We start from the raw sequence: 14,951 nt of genomic DNA, 5'->3' as shown, positions 1-14,951 counted from the left end.
GGGTGGATCCCCGCGCCGGATCCGGTGGCCTGCGGCTGAGGATTCCCCGAGCCCTGGTCGACGCGCGGCTGGGGCCGCTCGGCCCGGTGGATGCCGATGGCCTGGTGGCCCTGGAGCTGCGGTGGGCCGAAGGCCGGATCACCGATCTACGACCGCTCGAGGCCGCGGCCGCGGCGGGTGAGGCCCTCCCCCTGGCGCTCACGCCACCGGTGGAGCCCCATGCCCATCTGGACAAGGCGTTCACCGCCCTCGCCCACCCCAACTGGGAGGGCACCATGGCCCGGGCCCTGCAGCGCAACCAGCAGGAGCACGGCGAGCGCAGCGCCGCGCAGGTGCTGGAGCGGGGCGAGCGCGCCCTGGATCTGGCCTGGCGCCAGGGGCTGCGGGCCATCCGCAGCCACGTGGACAGCGTCGGCCCGGCCGCCACCCCCAGCTGGGAGGCCCTGCTGGAGCTGCGCCAGCGCTGGGCTGGCCGGGTGGAGCTGCAGCTCGTGGCCCTGGTCCCCCTGTCCCACTGGCTCACGCCCCAGGGGGAGGAGCTGGCCCGCTGGGTGAGCGATCGTGGCGGTGTGCTGGGGGGCGTGCTGGGGCCGCCCTACGCCTCGGGCCTGGCCGACCGGGAAGCCCTGGCGGCCCTGCTGGCCCTGGCGGAGCGCTTCGGCGTGGGCGTGGACCTGCACGTCGACGAGGCCGATTGCATGCCGGCCCAGGGCGTGGCGCTGGTGGTGCGGCAGGTGCTGGAGCAGCGCAGCGTCGTGCCGCTCGTCTGCAGCCATGCCGCCAGCCTGGCCCTGCTGCCTGAACGGCGCCTGGCGCCGCTCACCGAGCAGCTGGCCCAGGCCGGCATCGGGGTGGTGGCCCTGCCGCTCACCAACCTCTGGCTGCTGGGGCGGCGGCCGGGCCGAACCCCGCTGCTGCGGGTGCAGGCCCCGATCCGCAGCCTGCAGCGCGCCGGGGTTGAGGTGGCCATCGGTGCCGACAACGTGCAGGATCCCTGGTTCCCGGGCAGCGATTTCGACCCCCTGGAGCTGATGCGGCAGGCGGCGATCACCAGCCACGTGGTGCCCACCCGGCGGCAGGGCCTGACCCCCTTCACCACGGCCGCCTCACGGCTGCTGGGCCTGGACTGGGACGGGGTGCTGCGGCAGGGTGCGCCCGCCGATCTGGTGGTGCTGGATGCCACCGACTGGACCGGCTTCCTGGCCCGCACGCCTCACCGCCGGGTGCTGCGGGCGGGCCGATGGCTGGAGCCCCCGCCCCGGGAGCAGCCGTCCCCGCTGCTGGCCGGGATGGGTACCGCCCCCGCCCCCTCCTGCTGAGATGCCGATGCCCACCCGTGCCGATGACAGCGCGGCGGACCTGCCCCCCGCCGGACTGATCCAGGAGCTGGCGGCCGAGCTGGCGCGCACCGATCCGGAGCTGGAGCTGATCGGTGCGGCGCAACCGGCCGAGCTGGAGCGTCTTTCCCGCGACTACCACGACTATTCCCCCGTGCTGGTGCCCCTGTTCCGGGGCTGCCGGGCCCAGCTGGCGGCGCGGGCCACCACGGTGGATCAGGTGCGGCGCGTGGCGGCGGTCTGCGCCCTTCAGGGCGTGCCCCTCACCGTGCGGGGCACGGGTACCGGCAACTACGGCCAGTGCGTGCCCCTGGCCGGTGGGGTGGTGCTGGATCTCTCGGGTCTGAACCGGCTGCGCCAGCTGGACCCCCGCACCGGAGTGGTGGAGGTGGAGGCGGGCCTGGTGATGGCGGCCCTTGACCAGCAGCTGGCTCCCCACGGCCGGGCCCTGCGCCTCCAGCCCAGCACCTTCCGCAGCGCCAGCATCGGCGGCTTCATCGCCGGGGGCTCCGGTGGCATCGGCTCGCTGCGCTGGGGCTTCCTGCGCGACCCCGGCAACCTGCTCGGCCTGGAGGTGGTGACCGTGGAACCCGAGCCCCGGCTGCTGCGGCTCGACGCGGCCGCCAGCGCTCCGCTCAACCATGCCTACGGCACCAACGGCATCCTCACGGCCCTGCGGCTGCCCACCACCGAAGCGGTGGCCTGGCAGCAGCTGGTGGTGGGATTCGAGGCCTGGGACCTGGCCCTCGCCGCCGCCACCGCCCTGCCCGCCACGGCCCTGCTGCTCAACGCCCTCAGCCTGCTGGAGGCTCCGATCGCCGTCCGCTCCCCCTGGCCGGCGGGCTGTCCGGTAGCGGCACCAGGCGAACACCGTCTGCTGCTGCTGGCTGCCCCCGACAGCCTGGAGGTGCTGCCGGACTGGCTGGAGGCCCGTGGCGGCACGCTGCGCTGGCAGGCACCCCAGGGGGAGAGCCGCGGACTGCCGCTGCGGGAGCTCACCTGGAACCACACCACCCTGCACTGGCGCGCCCAGCGGCAGGGCTGGACCTACCTGCAGATGCTCCTGCCCCAGCCGGAAGGTCCCTGTCTGGCCGCGTTGAGGCAGCGCTGGGGGGACGACCTCCTCTGGCACCTGGAGGGGGTGCGGCAGCAGGGAGCCCCGCGGCTGGCGGCGCTGCCGCTGCTGCGCTGGCGGGGCGAGGAGGCCCTGGCTGAGCTGATGCGCCACTGCCGGCAGCTGGGCGCGCTGATCTTCAATCCCCACACGATCACGGTGGAGGACGGGGGCCTCGGCGTGATCGATGCCGATCAGGTGGCCGCCAAGGCGGCCTACGACCCCGCCGGCCTGCTCAACCCGGGCAAGCTGCGCGGCTGGCTGGAGCGGCGCTCCAGCTGATTGCTCAGCAGCCGAGGCTGAGGCGCGTGTCGGCACCGGTGAGCGGGTGGGTGCCCTCGGCATCACGGCAGAGCAGGCGCTGGTCGACCCGATCGATCAGGGCGCCGGTGAAGTCGGCGTTGGTCACGGTGGCACCGCTGAAGTTGCTGCCGGAGGCGATCACGTCGCTCAGGTCGGCGCCGGTGAAATCGGCCCCGGAGAAGTCCACCTTGTCCATCAGCACGCCGCTGAGATCGGCTCCGGCGAAGCTCGCCTCCGGGAACGCCGCCTGGGTGAGGATCGCCCCGTGCAGGTTCGCCCCCGAGAAGTCGGCGTGGCGCCCGGCCGCGCCGGCGAAGGAGGTGTTGGCCAGGTCCTGGCCGCTGAAATCCTGTTCGTTCTGGTTGGTGAGGGTGTAGTCCACGCCCGAGAACTCCGCTGCTGCGGGCGCCGGCGCGCCCCCCAGGCACCAGGCCAGCACAAGCAGCAGAGCCAGGCGGGCCAGGGCGTCAACCATCCACCGAAGGCGACGCAGAACCGAGGGCAGGCGGGCAGGGATGGTGGTCACGGGGCGTCCCTCCGGGCAGTGCCTTCACTCTGACGCGATCGCCGCCAGAAGGTGACCGATCAGATAGAGCGAGCCCGCCACGGGGATCGGGCCCGGCGCCGCTGCCTGCAGGGCCTCCTCAAGGCACGCCGCCGGCTGGAGCCGGCTGGCCAGGTCAACGTCGAGGGCGTCCTGCAGGGCCGCGATCGACCACGAGGCATGGCCCGGTACCGGCACGATCCAGGCCCGATCGCCCGGCGCCAGCAGGTTGGCCACGATCTGCGGGGCCTCCTTGTTGGCCAGCAGACCCAGCACCCAGCGGCGCGGTCCGGCCGGCAGCCCATGGCGGGGGCCGTGGCGGTCGAGTTCGGCCCGGAGCACGGCTGCCGCCGGAGGGTTGTGGGCACCGTCGAGCAGCAGCGGCAGGCCGCGCCAGTGCACCCGCTGCAGCCGCCCGGGCCAGCGGGCGGTGGCGAAACCGCGGCGGATCGCCGCCTCCGGAATGTCCCACCCCTGACGGGCGAGGGCTTGCAGCAGGCCCAGGGCCACGGCGCCGTTGCGGCTCTGCACCTCGCCGGGCAGCCCGAGGGCCCACTGCTCCCTATCCAGGGGGTCCACCCAGATCAGGCTGGCCCCCTGCCGCCGGGCTTCCGAGTCCAGCACCGCCTGCACTGCCGGGGCCTGGGACGCGCTGATCGCCACGGCGCCCGGCGCCAGCACCCCCGCCTTTTCGCGGGCGATGCTGGCCACATCCGGGCCCAGGACTTCGGCGTGGTCCAGGCCGATGCTGGCGAACCCCACCACGCGGCGATCGGGATGGCAGGTGGTGGCGTCCAGCCGCCCCCCCAGCCCCACCTCCAGCACCACCAGCTCCAGCTTGGCGGCAGCGAAGGCCAGGAAAGCCGCGGCGGTCACCAGCTCGAAGGGGGTGAGGTTGTGGCGGCGGGCTGCCGGGGTTGCTGCCTCCAGGTGGGTGCGCAGGGCGGCGTCCGAGATGGCATCCGGGCCGAGGCGGATGCGCTCCGTCCAGCTCACCAGATGGGGCGAGGTGTAGAGCCCGGTGCGGATGCCGGCGGCAAGCAGGGCCTGATGCACCAGGGTGCAGATCGATCCCTTGCCGTTGGTGCCGGCCACCTGCACGGCGGCGAAGCGCCGCTCCGGATGGCCGAGATCCGCCAGCGCTGCCTGAAGACGATCGAGGCCGAGGTCCACCCCCCGGCGGCTGAAGGGCTGGATCAGGTCGGAGAAGTCATCCACGCCCTCCCCGGAGCCCTCAGCCGAGGTGCACCAGGGCCCGTTCCAGCAGCAGCACGGCCTGGCGCAGCTGGCGGGCCTGGATCGTGAGCGGTGGCACGAAGCGCACCACCCCGGGGCCGGCGGGCACCACCAGCAGGCCCTGAGCCAGGGCACCCTTCACCAGTTCAGGCGCGGTGGGGCCCCCGTCCTTGAGCACCAGTCCCTGCAGCAATCCCCAGCCCCGCACGCCCGCCAGCTGGGCGGGGTGGCGGGCCACCAGGGCACCGAGCTCCTGCCGCAGCAGCTCCCCCATCCGCTGCACGTGATCGAGCAGTCGGCGCCGCCGGATCTCGGCCAGCACCGTGAGGCCGGCGCGGCACGCGAAGGGGTTGCCGCCGAAGGTGCTGGCGTGGTCGCCGGGCCGGAAGTGGTCCACCGCCTGCTTCACGGCCAGGGCACCGATCGGGATGCCGCCCCCGAGACCCTTGGCCAGGGTGATGGCATCGGGCTCCACCCCCAGCTGCTCGTAGCCCCACAGCCGGCCGCTGCGCCCCACGCCGATCTGCACCTCATCGAAGATCAGCAGGATCTGCTTGGCGTCACAGAGCTGGCGCACCCGCTGGAAGAAGGTGCGATCGCCCGGATGCACCCCCCCCTCGCCCTGCAGGGGCTCGAGCAGCACGGCCGCCACCTGGGGGCCATCGGCTTCGGCCGCAGCCAGCAGGGCTTCGAAGGCGGCGATGTCGTTGTAGGGGAAGTAGCGGAAGCCCTGCACCATCGGGGCGAAGCCCTGGTGGTACTTGGGCTGGCCCGTGGCCGTCACCGCCGCCAGGGTGCGGCCGTGGAAGCTGGCCTCGGCGGTGAGGATCAGGGGAGGCCGCTCCGTGGTGCCGCGGATGCCCCGCACCACCTGGCCATGCTTGCGCGCCAGCTTGATGGCGGCCTCGTTGGCCTCGGCACCGGAGTTGCAGAAGAACACCCGGTCAAAGCAGCTCTGCTCGACGATGGCGCTGGCGAGCTGCTCCTGTTCCGGAATCCGGTAGAGGTTGGACACGTGCTGCAGGCGGCCCAGCTGGCGGCCGAGGGCGCGCCGCAGGCTCGGATCGCTGTGGCCCAGGGTGCAGACGGCGATGCCGGCCACGCAGTCCAGGTAGCGTTTGCCGTCTTCGTCCCACACCCACACGCCCCGCCCGCGGCTGAGGCTGATCGGGAACCGGGCATAGGTGTCCATCACCGCGCTGCCAGCCGCTGCGATGGTGCTCTGGCCGGCGCTTTCCTCAGCCTTGCTGCCGGAATGGGCGATGCCCGGGTCCATAGGAGCGGTGGGACTTGAACCCACATGCCCGAAGGCGCTCGATTTTGAGTCGAGTCCGTCTACCAATTCCGGCACGCTCCCCTGTGCCAGAGCTTAGGCGGCGACGGGGGTGTCGGGCTTGACGGTGGCAGAGGTGCTGGCCGTGGCGCTGCCGACCCGCTGGATCGAGGCGCCCACGGCGGCGAGCTTGGTTTCCAGACCGGCGTAGCCCCGGTCGAGGTAGTCGAGGCCCCGCACGGTGGTGATGCCTTCGGCGGCCAGACCGGCGAGCACCATGGCGGCCGAGGCGCGCAGATCCGTGCCTTGCACGGGAGCGCCACTGAGCCGGGGCACCCCCTCCACGAAGGCCGTGTTGCTCTGCATCCGGATCGCGGCACCCATGCGCTGCAGCTCGGCCACGTGCTGCAGACGGTTCTCGAAGATGTTCTCGGTGATCACGCTGGTGCCGCGGGCCGTGGCCAGCAGGCTCATGAACGGAGCCTGGAGATCGGTGGGGAAACCGGGGAAGGGCTGGGTGCGCAGGTCCACCGCGTGGATCTCGCTTGCCGTGAGGGTGAGGCCGAGGCCGTCGTGCTCGATGCGGCAACCGGCTTCCTCGAGCTTGGTGAGCACGGCGCCGAGGTGCTCGGGGATCACGGGCGTCACCCGCAGGCACGAGCGGGTGATGGCTGCGGCCAGCAGCAGCGTGCCGGCCTCGATGCGATCGGGGATCACGGCGTAGTCGGCGCCGTGGAGGCGCTCCACCCCCACGATCGTGATGGTGGGGGTGCCGGCTCCCCGGATTCGGGCCCCCATCGCCAGCAGGAGGCCGGCCAGGTCCACCACCTCAGGCTCCTGGGCGGCGTTGTCGATCACGGTCTCGCCGTCGGCCAGAGCCGCCGCCATCATCAGCGTTTCGGTGGCGCCGACGCTGGGGCAGTCCAGGTGGATGCGGCTGCCCCGCAGGCGATGCCCCTGACCCGGCACCACGGCTGTCACCACGCCGTGCTCGATCGTCACCTGGGCACCGAGAGCCTTGAGCCCCTTCACGTGCTCGATCACCGGCCGGGTGCCGATCTGGCAGCCACCGGGGAGGGGAACCTTGGCCATGCCCATGCGGGCGAGGAGGGGGCCGATGCAGAAGAAACTGGCCCGCAGGCTGTTCACCAGCTCATAGGGAGCGGTGGCGCTGTGGATGTCGGAGCCATCCAGCTCCAGGGTGTCGTTGTGGCGATGCACCCGGCCACCCAGGCTCTCGAGCATCTCGCCCATGCCGGTGATGTCGGTGAGCGGCGGCACATTCCGCAGGCGCATCGGCTCGCGGGTGAGCAGGCAGGCCGCCATCAGCACCAGGGCGGAATTCTTGGCGCCACTCACCTTCACTTCTCCCTCCAGGCGCCGGCCGCCGGCGATCAGCAACTGGGGGTCGGGGGCATCGGTGGCAGCATCGGCGGCCGGAACAGCAAGAAGACTCATGATTCCCAGCCTGTTCCGGCGCCCTTGTGGCGGCATCTTGACAACAAATCGTGAGACCGTCCAGACGGCCGCCGCCGGAACTGGCTAGGGGCGGGGGGTGATGCCGTATCGTTTCCGGGTCGCAGCGCGACGGCCACGCGGATGTGGCGGAATTGGTAGACGCGCTAGTTTCAGGTACTAGTGGCAGCAATGTCGTGGGAGTTCAAGTCTCCCCATCCGCACTTTCACAACCCATGATTCTCCTCAATATTTCCAATTCCTCCGAGGTGGTCGCCTCGAAGGTGGGCAAGTTTCTGGAGAGTCTCACCCCTGACAGCCTCGACCAGACCACGGTCGAAGACATTGTTGTCAGCAAGCTGATCGAGAACCTGCGGGCCGAGGGCATCAAGGGCGAGGTGGCGGCCGTGAAGGGGCTGGAGCTCCAGGCCGATGACATCGTCATGCACGAGGCGATGCGGGTGCGCCGCCGCGAACGCTTCTGACCGCGCCGGAACCCTGCCGTGAGCGCTGCGGCTGAGCCACTGATCAGCAGCCGGCGGAATCCGCTGGTGAAGCGGCTTCGGCAGCTCCACACCGCCAAGGGGCGCCGCGAACAGGGGTTGGTGCTGCTCGAAGGCACCCACCTGCTCCAGGAGGCCCTGCGGCTGGGCCTGGAGCCTGCCCATCTGCTGGCCACAGGGATGTGGCAGCGGAACCATGCCCCCACCCTCGGCGCCATCCGCGCTGGTGTCGCCATCACCACCGTCACCGAGGAGGTGCTCGCCGCCGTCGCCACCACCGACCACCCCGATGGGGTGGTGGCCGCCCTGCCGACCCCGCCCGCCGGCTGGGGGCCGGCGACGGCACGGCTGGTTCTCGCCCTCGATGGGGTGCAGGATCCGGGCAATCTGGGCACGTTGATGCGCACGGCTCTGGCCGCCGGCGTGGAGGCGCTGTGGTTGGCCGAGGGGGCCGATCCCCTCCAGCCCAAGGCGCTGCGGGCCTCGGCCGGGGCGGCCCTGGCCCTGCCCTTGCAGCGGGGCAGTCGCGAGACGCTGCTGCACCAGCTCGGGGAGCTCGCCGCCCGCACCGCCGAGACAGGCTCCGAAGCCCTGCAGGTGGTGGCCACCGTTCCACCCCAGGCAGGCGCCATCCCCTACTGGCAGCTGGACTGGCAACGGCCCACGGTGCTGCTGCTGGGCCAGGAGGGCGCCGGCCTCTCCGGGCAGCTGCTGCAGCGGGCCACCCACCGCGTCACGATCCCCCACAGCGCGGCGGTGGAGTCGCTCAATGTGGCGGTGGCCGCCGCCCCGCTGCTGCTGGAGCGCCTGCGTCAGCAGCAGCAGGATCCCCAGCAGCTCCCGCAGCCGCTGGACTGACGCCGGACCGGTCACGGGGGAGAATGCCCCCACCTGAGCACGGCCCCCGGTGAGCGACGCCCCCTCCACAGCCGCCTTCGACTTCGACGTGATCGTGATCGGCGCCGGCTACGGCGGTTTCGATGCGGCCAAGCACGCGGCGGAGCACGGGCTGACGGTGGCGATCGTCGAAGGGCGTGACATGGGCGGCACCTGCGTGAACCGCGGCTGTGTGCCCTCCAAGGCCCTGCTGGCCGCCAGCGGCCGGGTGCGGGAGCTGGCCGATGCCGAGCACCTGGCCGGCTTCGGCATCCACGCCGCCCCGGTGCGCTTCGAGCGCCAGAAGATCGCCGATCACGCCAACCAGCTGGTGGCCACGATCCGCACCAACCTCACCAAGACCCTGGAGCGGGCCGGCGCCACCATCCTGCGGGGCAAAGGGCGCCTGGCGGGCCATCAGCAGGTGACCGTGCGGGAGAGCGGCAGCGGCGTGGAGCGCACCTACAGCGCCCGTGACGTGATCCTGGCCACCGGGTCCGAGCCGTTCGTGCCCCGCGGCATCGAGACCGACGGCCGCACCGTGTTCACCAGCGACGAGGCCGTGAGCCTGGAGTGGCTGCCCCGCTGGCTGGCCATCATCGGCAGCGGCTACATCGGCCTGGAGTTCGCCGATGTGTACACCGCCCTGGGCTGTGAGGTCACCATGATTGAGGCCCTCGATCGGGTGATGCCCACCTTCGATCCCGACATCGCCAAGATCGCTGCCCGCCACCTGATCGACGGCCGCGACATCGACGCCAGGGCAGGCGTGCTGGCCCGCAAGGTCACCCCCGGTTGTCCGGTGACCATCGAGCTGGCCGACATGCAGACCAAGGAGTTGGTGGAAACCCTGGAGGTGGACGCGGTGCTGGTGGCCACCGGCCGCGTGCCCAGCAGCGGCGAACTCAACCTGGCGGCCGTGGGGGTGGAAACCGAGCGCGGCTTCATTCCCGTGGACGACCACATGCGCGTACTGGTGGGGGGTGAGCCCGTGCCCCATCTCTGGGCCGTGGGCGATGTGACCGGAAAGATGATGCTGGCCCACACCGCTGCTGCCCAGGGCACCGTGGCCATCGACAACATCCTCGGCCACGGCAGGCGGATCGACTATCGCTCCATCCCGGCCGCCACCTTCACCCACCCCGAGATCAGCTCGGTGGGCCTGAGCGAGGCGGAGGCCAAGGCGCTAGCGGCGAAGGATGGCTTCGAGCTGGGCAGCGTGCGCAGCTATTTCAAGGCCAACTCCAAGGCCCTGGCGGAGCTCGAGAGCGATGGTCTGATGAAGCTGCTGTTCAACAAGGCCACCGGTGAAGTGCTGGGCGCCCACATCTACGGCCTGCATGCCGCCGACCTGATTCAGGAGATCGCCAACGCCGTGGCGCGCCGCCAGAGTGTGGTGCAGCTGGCCAGCGAGGTGCACACCCATCCCACCCTCAGTGAGGTGGTGGAGGTGGCCTACAAGCAGGCCGCCATGGCCGTGGCCTGATATCGGGCCTGCCTCCCCCAAGAACACCACCCTGCTCCCAGCCCCTTCCCGCCTCTGATGGAGATCCGCCGCCGCCCCCCGAACCCCAAAGTGAAGGTGGCCCACCTGGAATACGCCATTCCCCACGACGAGGCCGAGCCGAGGCACATCCTCGAGCGGATCGTGTGGGACAAGGACCGGGAGGTGACCAGCGCCAGGGCACGGCTGCCCCTGGAGAAGCTGCGGGCCCAGGTGGCCGATCTGCCGCCCACCCGTGATTTCGAGGCGGCGCTGCGGGCGAGCTGCCGCAAGCCCGCCGTGATCGCCGAGATCAAGAAGGCCAGCCCCAGCAAGGGGGTGATCCGGGAGGACTTCGACCCGGAAGCCATTGCCCGCGGCTATGCCGCAGGCGGTGCCAGTTGTCTGTCGGTGCTCACCGACAAAACCTTCTTCCAGGGGGGCTTCGAGGTGCTCGTCCAGGTGCGGCAGGTGGTGGATCAGCCGCTGCTCTGCAAGGACTTCATCCTCACGCCTTACCAGCTGCATCAGGCCCGGGCCGCCGGTGCCGATGCCGCGCTCCTGATCGCCGCCATCCTCAGCGACCAGGACATGGCCTACCTGCTCAAGGTGGCCCGCAGCCTGGGCCTGGCCGTGCTGGTGGAAGTGCATGACGCCGCAGAGCTCGAGCGGGTGCTGGCCCTCGAGGGGGTGCGCCTGATCGGCATCAACAACCGCGACCTCACCAGCTTCCACACCGATCTGGCCACCACCGAGCAGCTCATGGAGGGCTATGGCGCGGCGATCCGGGAGCGCGGCGCCCTGCTGGTGAGCGAGTCGGGCCTGTTCAGCCGCGACGACCTCGACCGGGTGCAGCAGGCCGGTGCCGATGCGGTGCTGGTGGGGGAGGCTTTGATGCGCCAGCCGGATGTGACGGCGGCGCTGGAGGCCCTGATTCAGGGGGGCTGAAGCCCAACAGAAAGCCCCCGCCCTGGGGCGGAGGCTGGAAAAGAGGCTGGGTGACGGGCTGCCGACGGGGGCACGGAACGCGGCCCGAGAGGCAGCACCGACACTCAGACCTTGCGGGAGTAGAACTCCACCACCAGCAGTTCGTTGATCTCGAGGGCGACCCACTCGCGCTCGCACTTGCTGATCACCTTGGCGGAGAGCTTGGCCTTGTCGAGTTCCAGATGGGGCGGGATGTTCGCCAGGCCAGGGAATTCGAGGTTGCCTTCTGCCAGTTTCTTGCTCTGCTTGCGCTCGCGGATGGCCACCACGTCGCCGGGCTTGCACTGGTAGCTGGCGATGTCCACGACGCGGCCGTTCACGGTCACGTGGCCATGGTTCACCAGCTGGCGGGCACCGGGCACGGTGGGGCCGAAGCCGAGGCGGAAACAGATGTTGTCGAGGCGGTTCTCGAGCAGCTTGAGCAGGTTGGTTCCGCTGGAACCACCCTGGGCGCGGGCCTTCTTGACGTAGCGAACGAGCTGCCGCTCGGAGATGCCGTAGTTGAAGCGGAGCTTCTGCTTCTCTTCCAGACGGATGGCGTATTCGGAGCGCTTGCGACGGGCTTGGCCGTGCTGACCGGGGGGATAAGACCGCTTGGCGGACTTACGGGTGAGACCGGGAAGGTCTCCCAAGCGCCGCGTGATCCTCAGGCGAGGGCCGCGGTAACGGGACATGAAAACAGGGTCGTGGGACGGGATGGCCCCATTCGGGGGCCCATGGCGGCCTCGGCTCGGGCATGCTGGAGAACGTCCGCAGCCCGCGCTTGACGCGCCAGCGATCGATCCTATCGGTTGGCCCTGAGGCGCTCGGGCTCATCCCGCACCTGGACGGCCCCAGCGCCGTCAAGCTGCCCCGTGGGCCGTCTCGGCAGGACGCCGCGGCCCTTTCCGCCGGCCCCTCCCGCTGGATCGCCCTGGTGCTGCTGGGGTTGATCGGCTGCTACCGCCGTTGTCTGTCCCCCCTGCTGGGACCCCGCTGTCGTTTCATCCCCAGCTGCAGCGCCTACGGCCTGGAGGCGATCCGCCGCCATGGCCCCTGGCGTGGAAGCTGGCTCACTCTGCGGCGTCTGCTGCGTTGCCATCCGTTCACGCCCTGCGGCTGTGATCCGGTGCCCGACTGACCCGCTGCTCCCCCCATGACCGCGCTGCTGCTCTATTCCCGTCCGGGTTGCTGCCTCTGTGAGGGCCTCGAAGAGAAGCTGCGCGCGCTCTCTCCCGCCCCTGAGCTGGAGGTGGTGAACGTGGATGGGGATCCGGCCCTCTCGGCGCGCTTCGGGCTGGAGGTGCCGGTGCTGGCCTGGCGCCGCGATGGGGTGGAGCAGTTGCTGCCTCGCGTGCCGCCTCGTCTGGTGGACACGGCCCTGCTGGTTTGGTTGCACAGGAACGGTTTTCCTGGGGGAAGCGCCTAGAACGGCGCCATTTCCCAGCGGCCACCGCCCATGACCCACCTGCTCCACCCCCTCCTGCGCGACGTGGGATTGCAGGTTCCCGAGGCCCTTGGCGAGGCCACGGTTCACACCATCAGCTGCGACTCCCGCCGCGTGGGCCCGGGCACGTTGTTTGTGGGTCTGCCGGGCACCCAGGTGGATGGCGGCGCCTACTGGCGTTCGGCCCTGAAGTCCGGCGCCTGCGCCGCCGTGGTGGGCACCGCCGCCGCGGCCGCCGATCCGCCGTCCACCACCGATCCGGTGGTGGTGGTGGAGGGGCCGGTGGCCCGCTGGGCCGGGCTGCTGGCCGCCGCCTTCTGGGGTGAGCCCAGCCAGCGCCTCGCCCTGATCGGGGTGACCGGCACCAACGGCAAGACCACCACCACCCACCTGATCGAGCATCTGGCCGCCACCGCCGGCACCCCCGCGGCCCTGTTCGGCACCCTCGAGAACCGCTGGCCCGGCTATGCCGTGACCGCCCAGCACACCACGGCCTTCGCCGATCTGCTGCAGGCCCAGCTGGCCCAGGCGGCCGATGCCGGAGCCCGCATCGGGGCCATGGAGGTGAGCTCCCACGCCCTGGATCAGCAGCGGGTGGCGGGCTGCCGCTTCGCCGGCGCCGTGTTCACCAACCTCACCCAGGACCACCTGGACTACCACCCGTCCATGGAAGCCTACTTCGCTGCCAAGGCGAGTCTGTTCGCGGCGCCACTGCTGCTGGAGAGCGCCACGCCGAACGCCGTGGTCAATGGGGATGACCCCTGGGGCGCCCAGCTGGCCCGGCAGCTGGGCGAGCGTTGCTGGACCAGTTCGCTCGAGGATCCGTCGGCCCATCTCCGCATCGACAGCCTGGAGATGGACAGCAGCGGGGTCCGGGGGCGGCTGGTGACGCCGCTCGGCGCGGGCCACTTCCGCTCCCCCCTGCTGGGCCGCTTCAACCTGATGAACCTGCTCCAGGCCGTGGGGGCCCTGGCGCAGCAAGGCCTGCCGCTGCCGATGCTGCTGGAGGGGCTGGCCAGCTTCCGGGGGGTGCCGGGACGCATGGAGCGGGTGCTGGCGGGGGGCCGCGAGGACCAACCGGCCGTGCTGGTGGACTACGCCCACACCCCCGATGGTCTGGAGAATGCGCTGCGGGCCAGCCGGCCCTTCACCCGGGGCCGTCTGATCTGCGTGTTCGGCTGCGGCGGCGACCGGGATCGCGGCAAGCGGCCCCAGATGGGCGCGATCGCGGCCCGCCTTGCCGATCGGGTGGTGGTGACCTCCGACAACCCGCGTACGGAGGATCCCCAGCGCATCCTCGACGACGTGGTGGCCGGCATCCCGGCTGGCACGGAGCTGGAGGTGGAGGTGGATCGGGCCCGGGCGATCGCCGCGGCCATCGCCGGTGCCGGACCCACCGATCTGGTGCTGATCGCGGGCAAGGGCCACGAGGATTACCAGATCTTGGGCACCACCAAGATCCACTTCGACGACCGGGAGGAGGCGGAGAAGGCCCTCCGCGGCATCACGGCCTGACGCTCCCCGGTCCGTCGTCGGCCCTGGAGCGATGTGACTGTTTCCCCACGGCCGGTGGCTCATCCGTTTCCCCCCGGGGGCAGTGCCTCTACGATCCGGCCGCTGTATCGGTTGATGCGATGGCTCAGGTTGTTCCCATCGGCAGGAAGTTCCTTGCCGAAGCCTGCGGCACCTTCTGGCTGGTGCTTGGCGGCTGCGGCAGTGCCGTGCTCGCGGCCAACTTCCCCTACGACAATGCCGCGGTCAATCCCCTCGGCCTGGGCTTTCTCGGGGTGGCCCTGGCGTTCGGCCTCACGCTGCTCACCATGGTCTACGCCATCGGTCACATCAGCGGCTGCCACATCAACCCGGCGGTGAGCTTCGGCCTCTGGGCCGGCGGCCGCTTCCGGAGTGCCGAGCTCCTGCCCTACATCGTGGCCCAGGTGATTGGCGCGGTGATCGCCGGTGGTGTCATCAAGCTCGTGGCCAGCGGCCGTCCTGGATTTGTGATCGAGGGGGCCAATGCCCTCGCCACCAATGGCTTCGGCAGCAACTCACCGGGGGGCTACGGCTTCTTCTCCGCCCTGGTGATCGAGCTGGTGCTCACCTTCTTCTTCCTGCTGGTGATCCTGGGAGCCACCCACAAGGATGCGATCCAAGATCTCGCCGGTGTGCCGATCGGCCTGGCCCTCACCCTGATTCACCTGATCAGCATCCCCGTCACCAACACCTCTGTGAATCCCGCCCGCAGCACCGGTGTGGCCGTGTGGGTGGGTGGCGAGGCCATGGGCCAGCTGTGGCTGTTCTGGCTGGCCCCGATCGTGGGGGCCCTGATCGCCGGTTGGGTCCACCGCAGCCTGTTCGAGTCCGCGGCTGAGTGAGTTGGCCGGGCCCGCCCGGCCTGCCCCGCCACTGCCGTT

At 71.0% G+C, this 14,951-nt stretch carries 15 protein-coding genes and 2 tRNA genes; 11 read left to right on the top strand and 6 right to left on the bottom strand.

The window, feature by feature from the left end; translation table 11 throughout:
- Positions 1-2: 2 nt before the first annotated feature.
- Positions 3-1,319 carry an amidohydrolase family protein gene (locus tag CPCC7001_RS06240; RefSeq protein WP_006911649.1) on the top strand — a complete coding sequence of 439 codons (1,317 nt, stop codon included), beginning with the start codon at positions 3-5 and terminating at the stop codon, positions 1,317-1,319.
- 1 nt (position 1,320) lies between these two features.
- Positions 1,321-2,733, top strand: coding sequence for an FAD-binding oxidoreductase (locus CPCC7001_RS06235; RefSeq protein ID WP_006909518.1), 1,413 nt, complete (start codon positions 1,321-1,323; stop codon positions 2,731-2,733).
- A gap of 4 nt (positions 2,734-2,737) precedes the next feature.
- On the opposite strand, the gene CPCC7001_RS06230 is transcribed toward CPCC7001_RS06235, so the two are convergent.
- From CPCC7001_RS06230 to murA, 5 genes are all read right to left on the bottom strand, one after another.
- On the bottom strand, positions 2,738-3,229 hold the full coding sequence (locus tag CPCC7001_RS06230) for a pentapeptide repeat-containing protein (RefSeq protein ID WP_050757200.1): 492 nt from the start codon (positions 3,227-3,229) through the stop codon (positions 2,738-2,740).
- A gap of 75 nt (positions 3,230-3,304) precedes the next feature.
- On the bottom strand, positions 3,305-4,516 hold the full coding sequence (locus tag CPCC7001_RS06225; RefSeq protein WP_006911797.1) for a folylpolyglutamate synthase/dihydrofolate synthase family protein: 1,212 nt from the start codon (positions 4,514-4,516) through the stop codon (positions 3,305-3,307).
- A gap of 16 nt (positions 4,517-4,532) precedes the next feature.
- Positions 4,533-5,726, bottom strand: a complete 1,194-nt coding sequence (locus tag CPCC7001_RS06220; RefSeq protein ID WP_071778350.1) for an aspartate aminotransferase family protein — start codon at positions 5,724-5,726, stop codon at positions 4,533-4,535.
- 83 nt (positions 5,727-5,809) lie between these two features.
- Positions 5,810-5,891 (bottom strand) — tRNA-Leu (locus CPCC7001_RS06215).
- Positions 5,892-5,903: 12 nt separating this feature from the next.
- Positions 5,904-7,265, bottom strand: a complete 1,362-nt coding sequence (gene murA, locus CPCC7001_RS06210; protein WP_006911109.1) for a UDP-N-acetylglucosamine 1-carboxyvinyltransferase — start codon at positions 7,263-7,265, stop codon at positions 5,904-5,906.
- A 137-nt stretch (positions 7,266-7,402) separates the two neighbouring features.
- On the opposite strand from murA, the gene CPCC7001_RS06205 reads away from it, so the two are divergent.
- The 5 genes from CPCC7001_RS06205 (at position 7,403) to trpC (ending at position 11,072) form a co-directional block, all read left to right on the top strand.
- Positions 7,403-7,486: transfer RNA gene (locus CPCC7001_RS06205), tRNA-Leu, on the top strand.
- Between the two features lie 12 nt (positions 7,487-7,498).
- Complete coding sequence (locus tag CPCC7001_RS06200; RefSeq protein WP_006910236.1) at positions 7,499-7,747, top strand: hypothetical protein; 249 nt, start codon at positions 7,499-7,501, stop codon at positions 7,745-7,747.
- 18 nt (positions 7,748-7,765) lie between these two features.
- A complete protein-coding gene (locus CPCC7001_RS06195; protein WP_006910744.1) occupies positions 7,766-8,623 on the top strand; it encodes an RNA methyltransferase in 858 nt (285 codons plus the stop codon).
- A 49-nt stretch (positions 8,624-8,672) separates the two neighbouring features.
- On the top strand, positions 8,673-10,127 hold the full coding sequence (locus CPCC7001_RS06190; protein ID WP_006909298.1) for a dihydrolipoyl dehydrogenase: 1,455 nt from the start codon (positions 8,673-8,675) through the stop codon (positions 10,125-10,127).
- A 57-nt stretch (positions 10,128-10,184) separates the two neighbouring features.
- Positions 10,185-11,072 carry an indole-3-glycerol phosphate synthase TrpC gene (trpC, locus tag CPCC7001_RS06185; RefSeq protein WP_006910452.1) on the top strand — a complete coding sequence of 296 codons (888 nt, stop codon included), beginning with the start codon at positions 10,185-10,187 and terminating at the stop codon, positions 11,070-11,072.
- 104 nt (positions 11,073-11,176) lie between these two features.
- Here the strand turns inward: trpC and rpsD are convergent, their stop codons facing one another.
- Complete coding sequence (gene rpsD, locus CPCC7001_RS06180; RefSeq protein WP_043368690.1) at positions 11,177-11,785, bottom strand: 30S ribosomal protein S4; 609 nt, start codon at positions 11,783-11,785, stop codon at positions 11,177-11,179.
- Positions 11,786-11,958: 173 nt separating this feature from the next.
- On the opposite strand from rpsD, the gene yidD reads away from it, so the two are divergent.
- From yidD to aqpZ, 4 genes are all read left to right on the top strand, one after another.
- Entirely contained in the window at positions 11,959-12,231 is a 273-nt protein-coding gene (gene yidD, locus CPCC7001_RS06175) for a membrane protein insertion efficiency factor YidD (RefSeq protein WP_043369644.1), read from the top strand.
- Between the two features lie 15 nt (positions 12,232-12,246).
- The gene (locus CPCC7001_RS06170; RefSeq protein ID WP_006909727.1) at positions 12,247-12,519 is read left to right on the top strand and encodes a glutaredoxin family protein; all 273 of its coding nucleotides are present in this window, start codon (positions 12,247-12,249) and stop codon (positions 12,517-12,519) included.
- 30 nt (positions 12,520-12,549) lie between these two features.
- On the top strand, positions 12,550-14,052 hold the full coding sequence (locus CPCC7001_RS06165) for a UDP-N-acetylmuramoyl-L-alanyl-D-glutamate--2,6-diaminopimelate ligase (protein ID WP_006909280.1): 1,503 nt from the start codon (positions 12,550-12,552) through the stop codon (positions 14,050-14,052).
- A 119-nt stretch (positions 14,053-14,171) separates the two neighbouring features.
- Complete coding sequence (gene aqpZ, locus CPCC7001_RS06160; RefSeq protein WP_006910986.1) at positions 14,172-14,912, top strand: aquaporin Z; 741 nt, start codon at positions 14,172-14,174, stop codon at positions 14,910-14,912.
- The last annotated feature ends 39 nt before the right edge of the window (positions 14,913-14,951 follow it).

The sequence above is a fragment of the Cyanobium sp. PCC 7001 genome, from assembly GCF_000155635.1.
In the GTDB taxonomy this organism is placed as follows: domain Bacteria; phylum Cyanobacteriota; class Cyanobacteriia; order PCC-6307; family Cyanobiaceae; genus NIES-981.
Note: the sequence above shows the minus strand (reverse complement) of the source record. Positions and strands in the feature narration are given on the sequence as shown.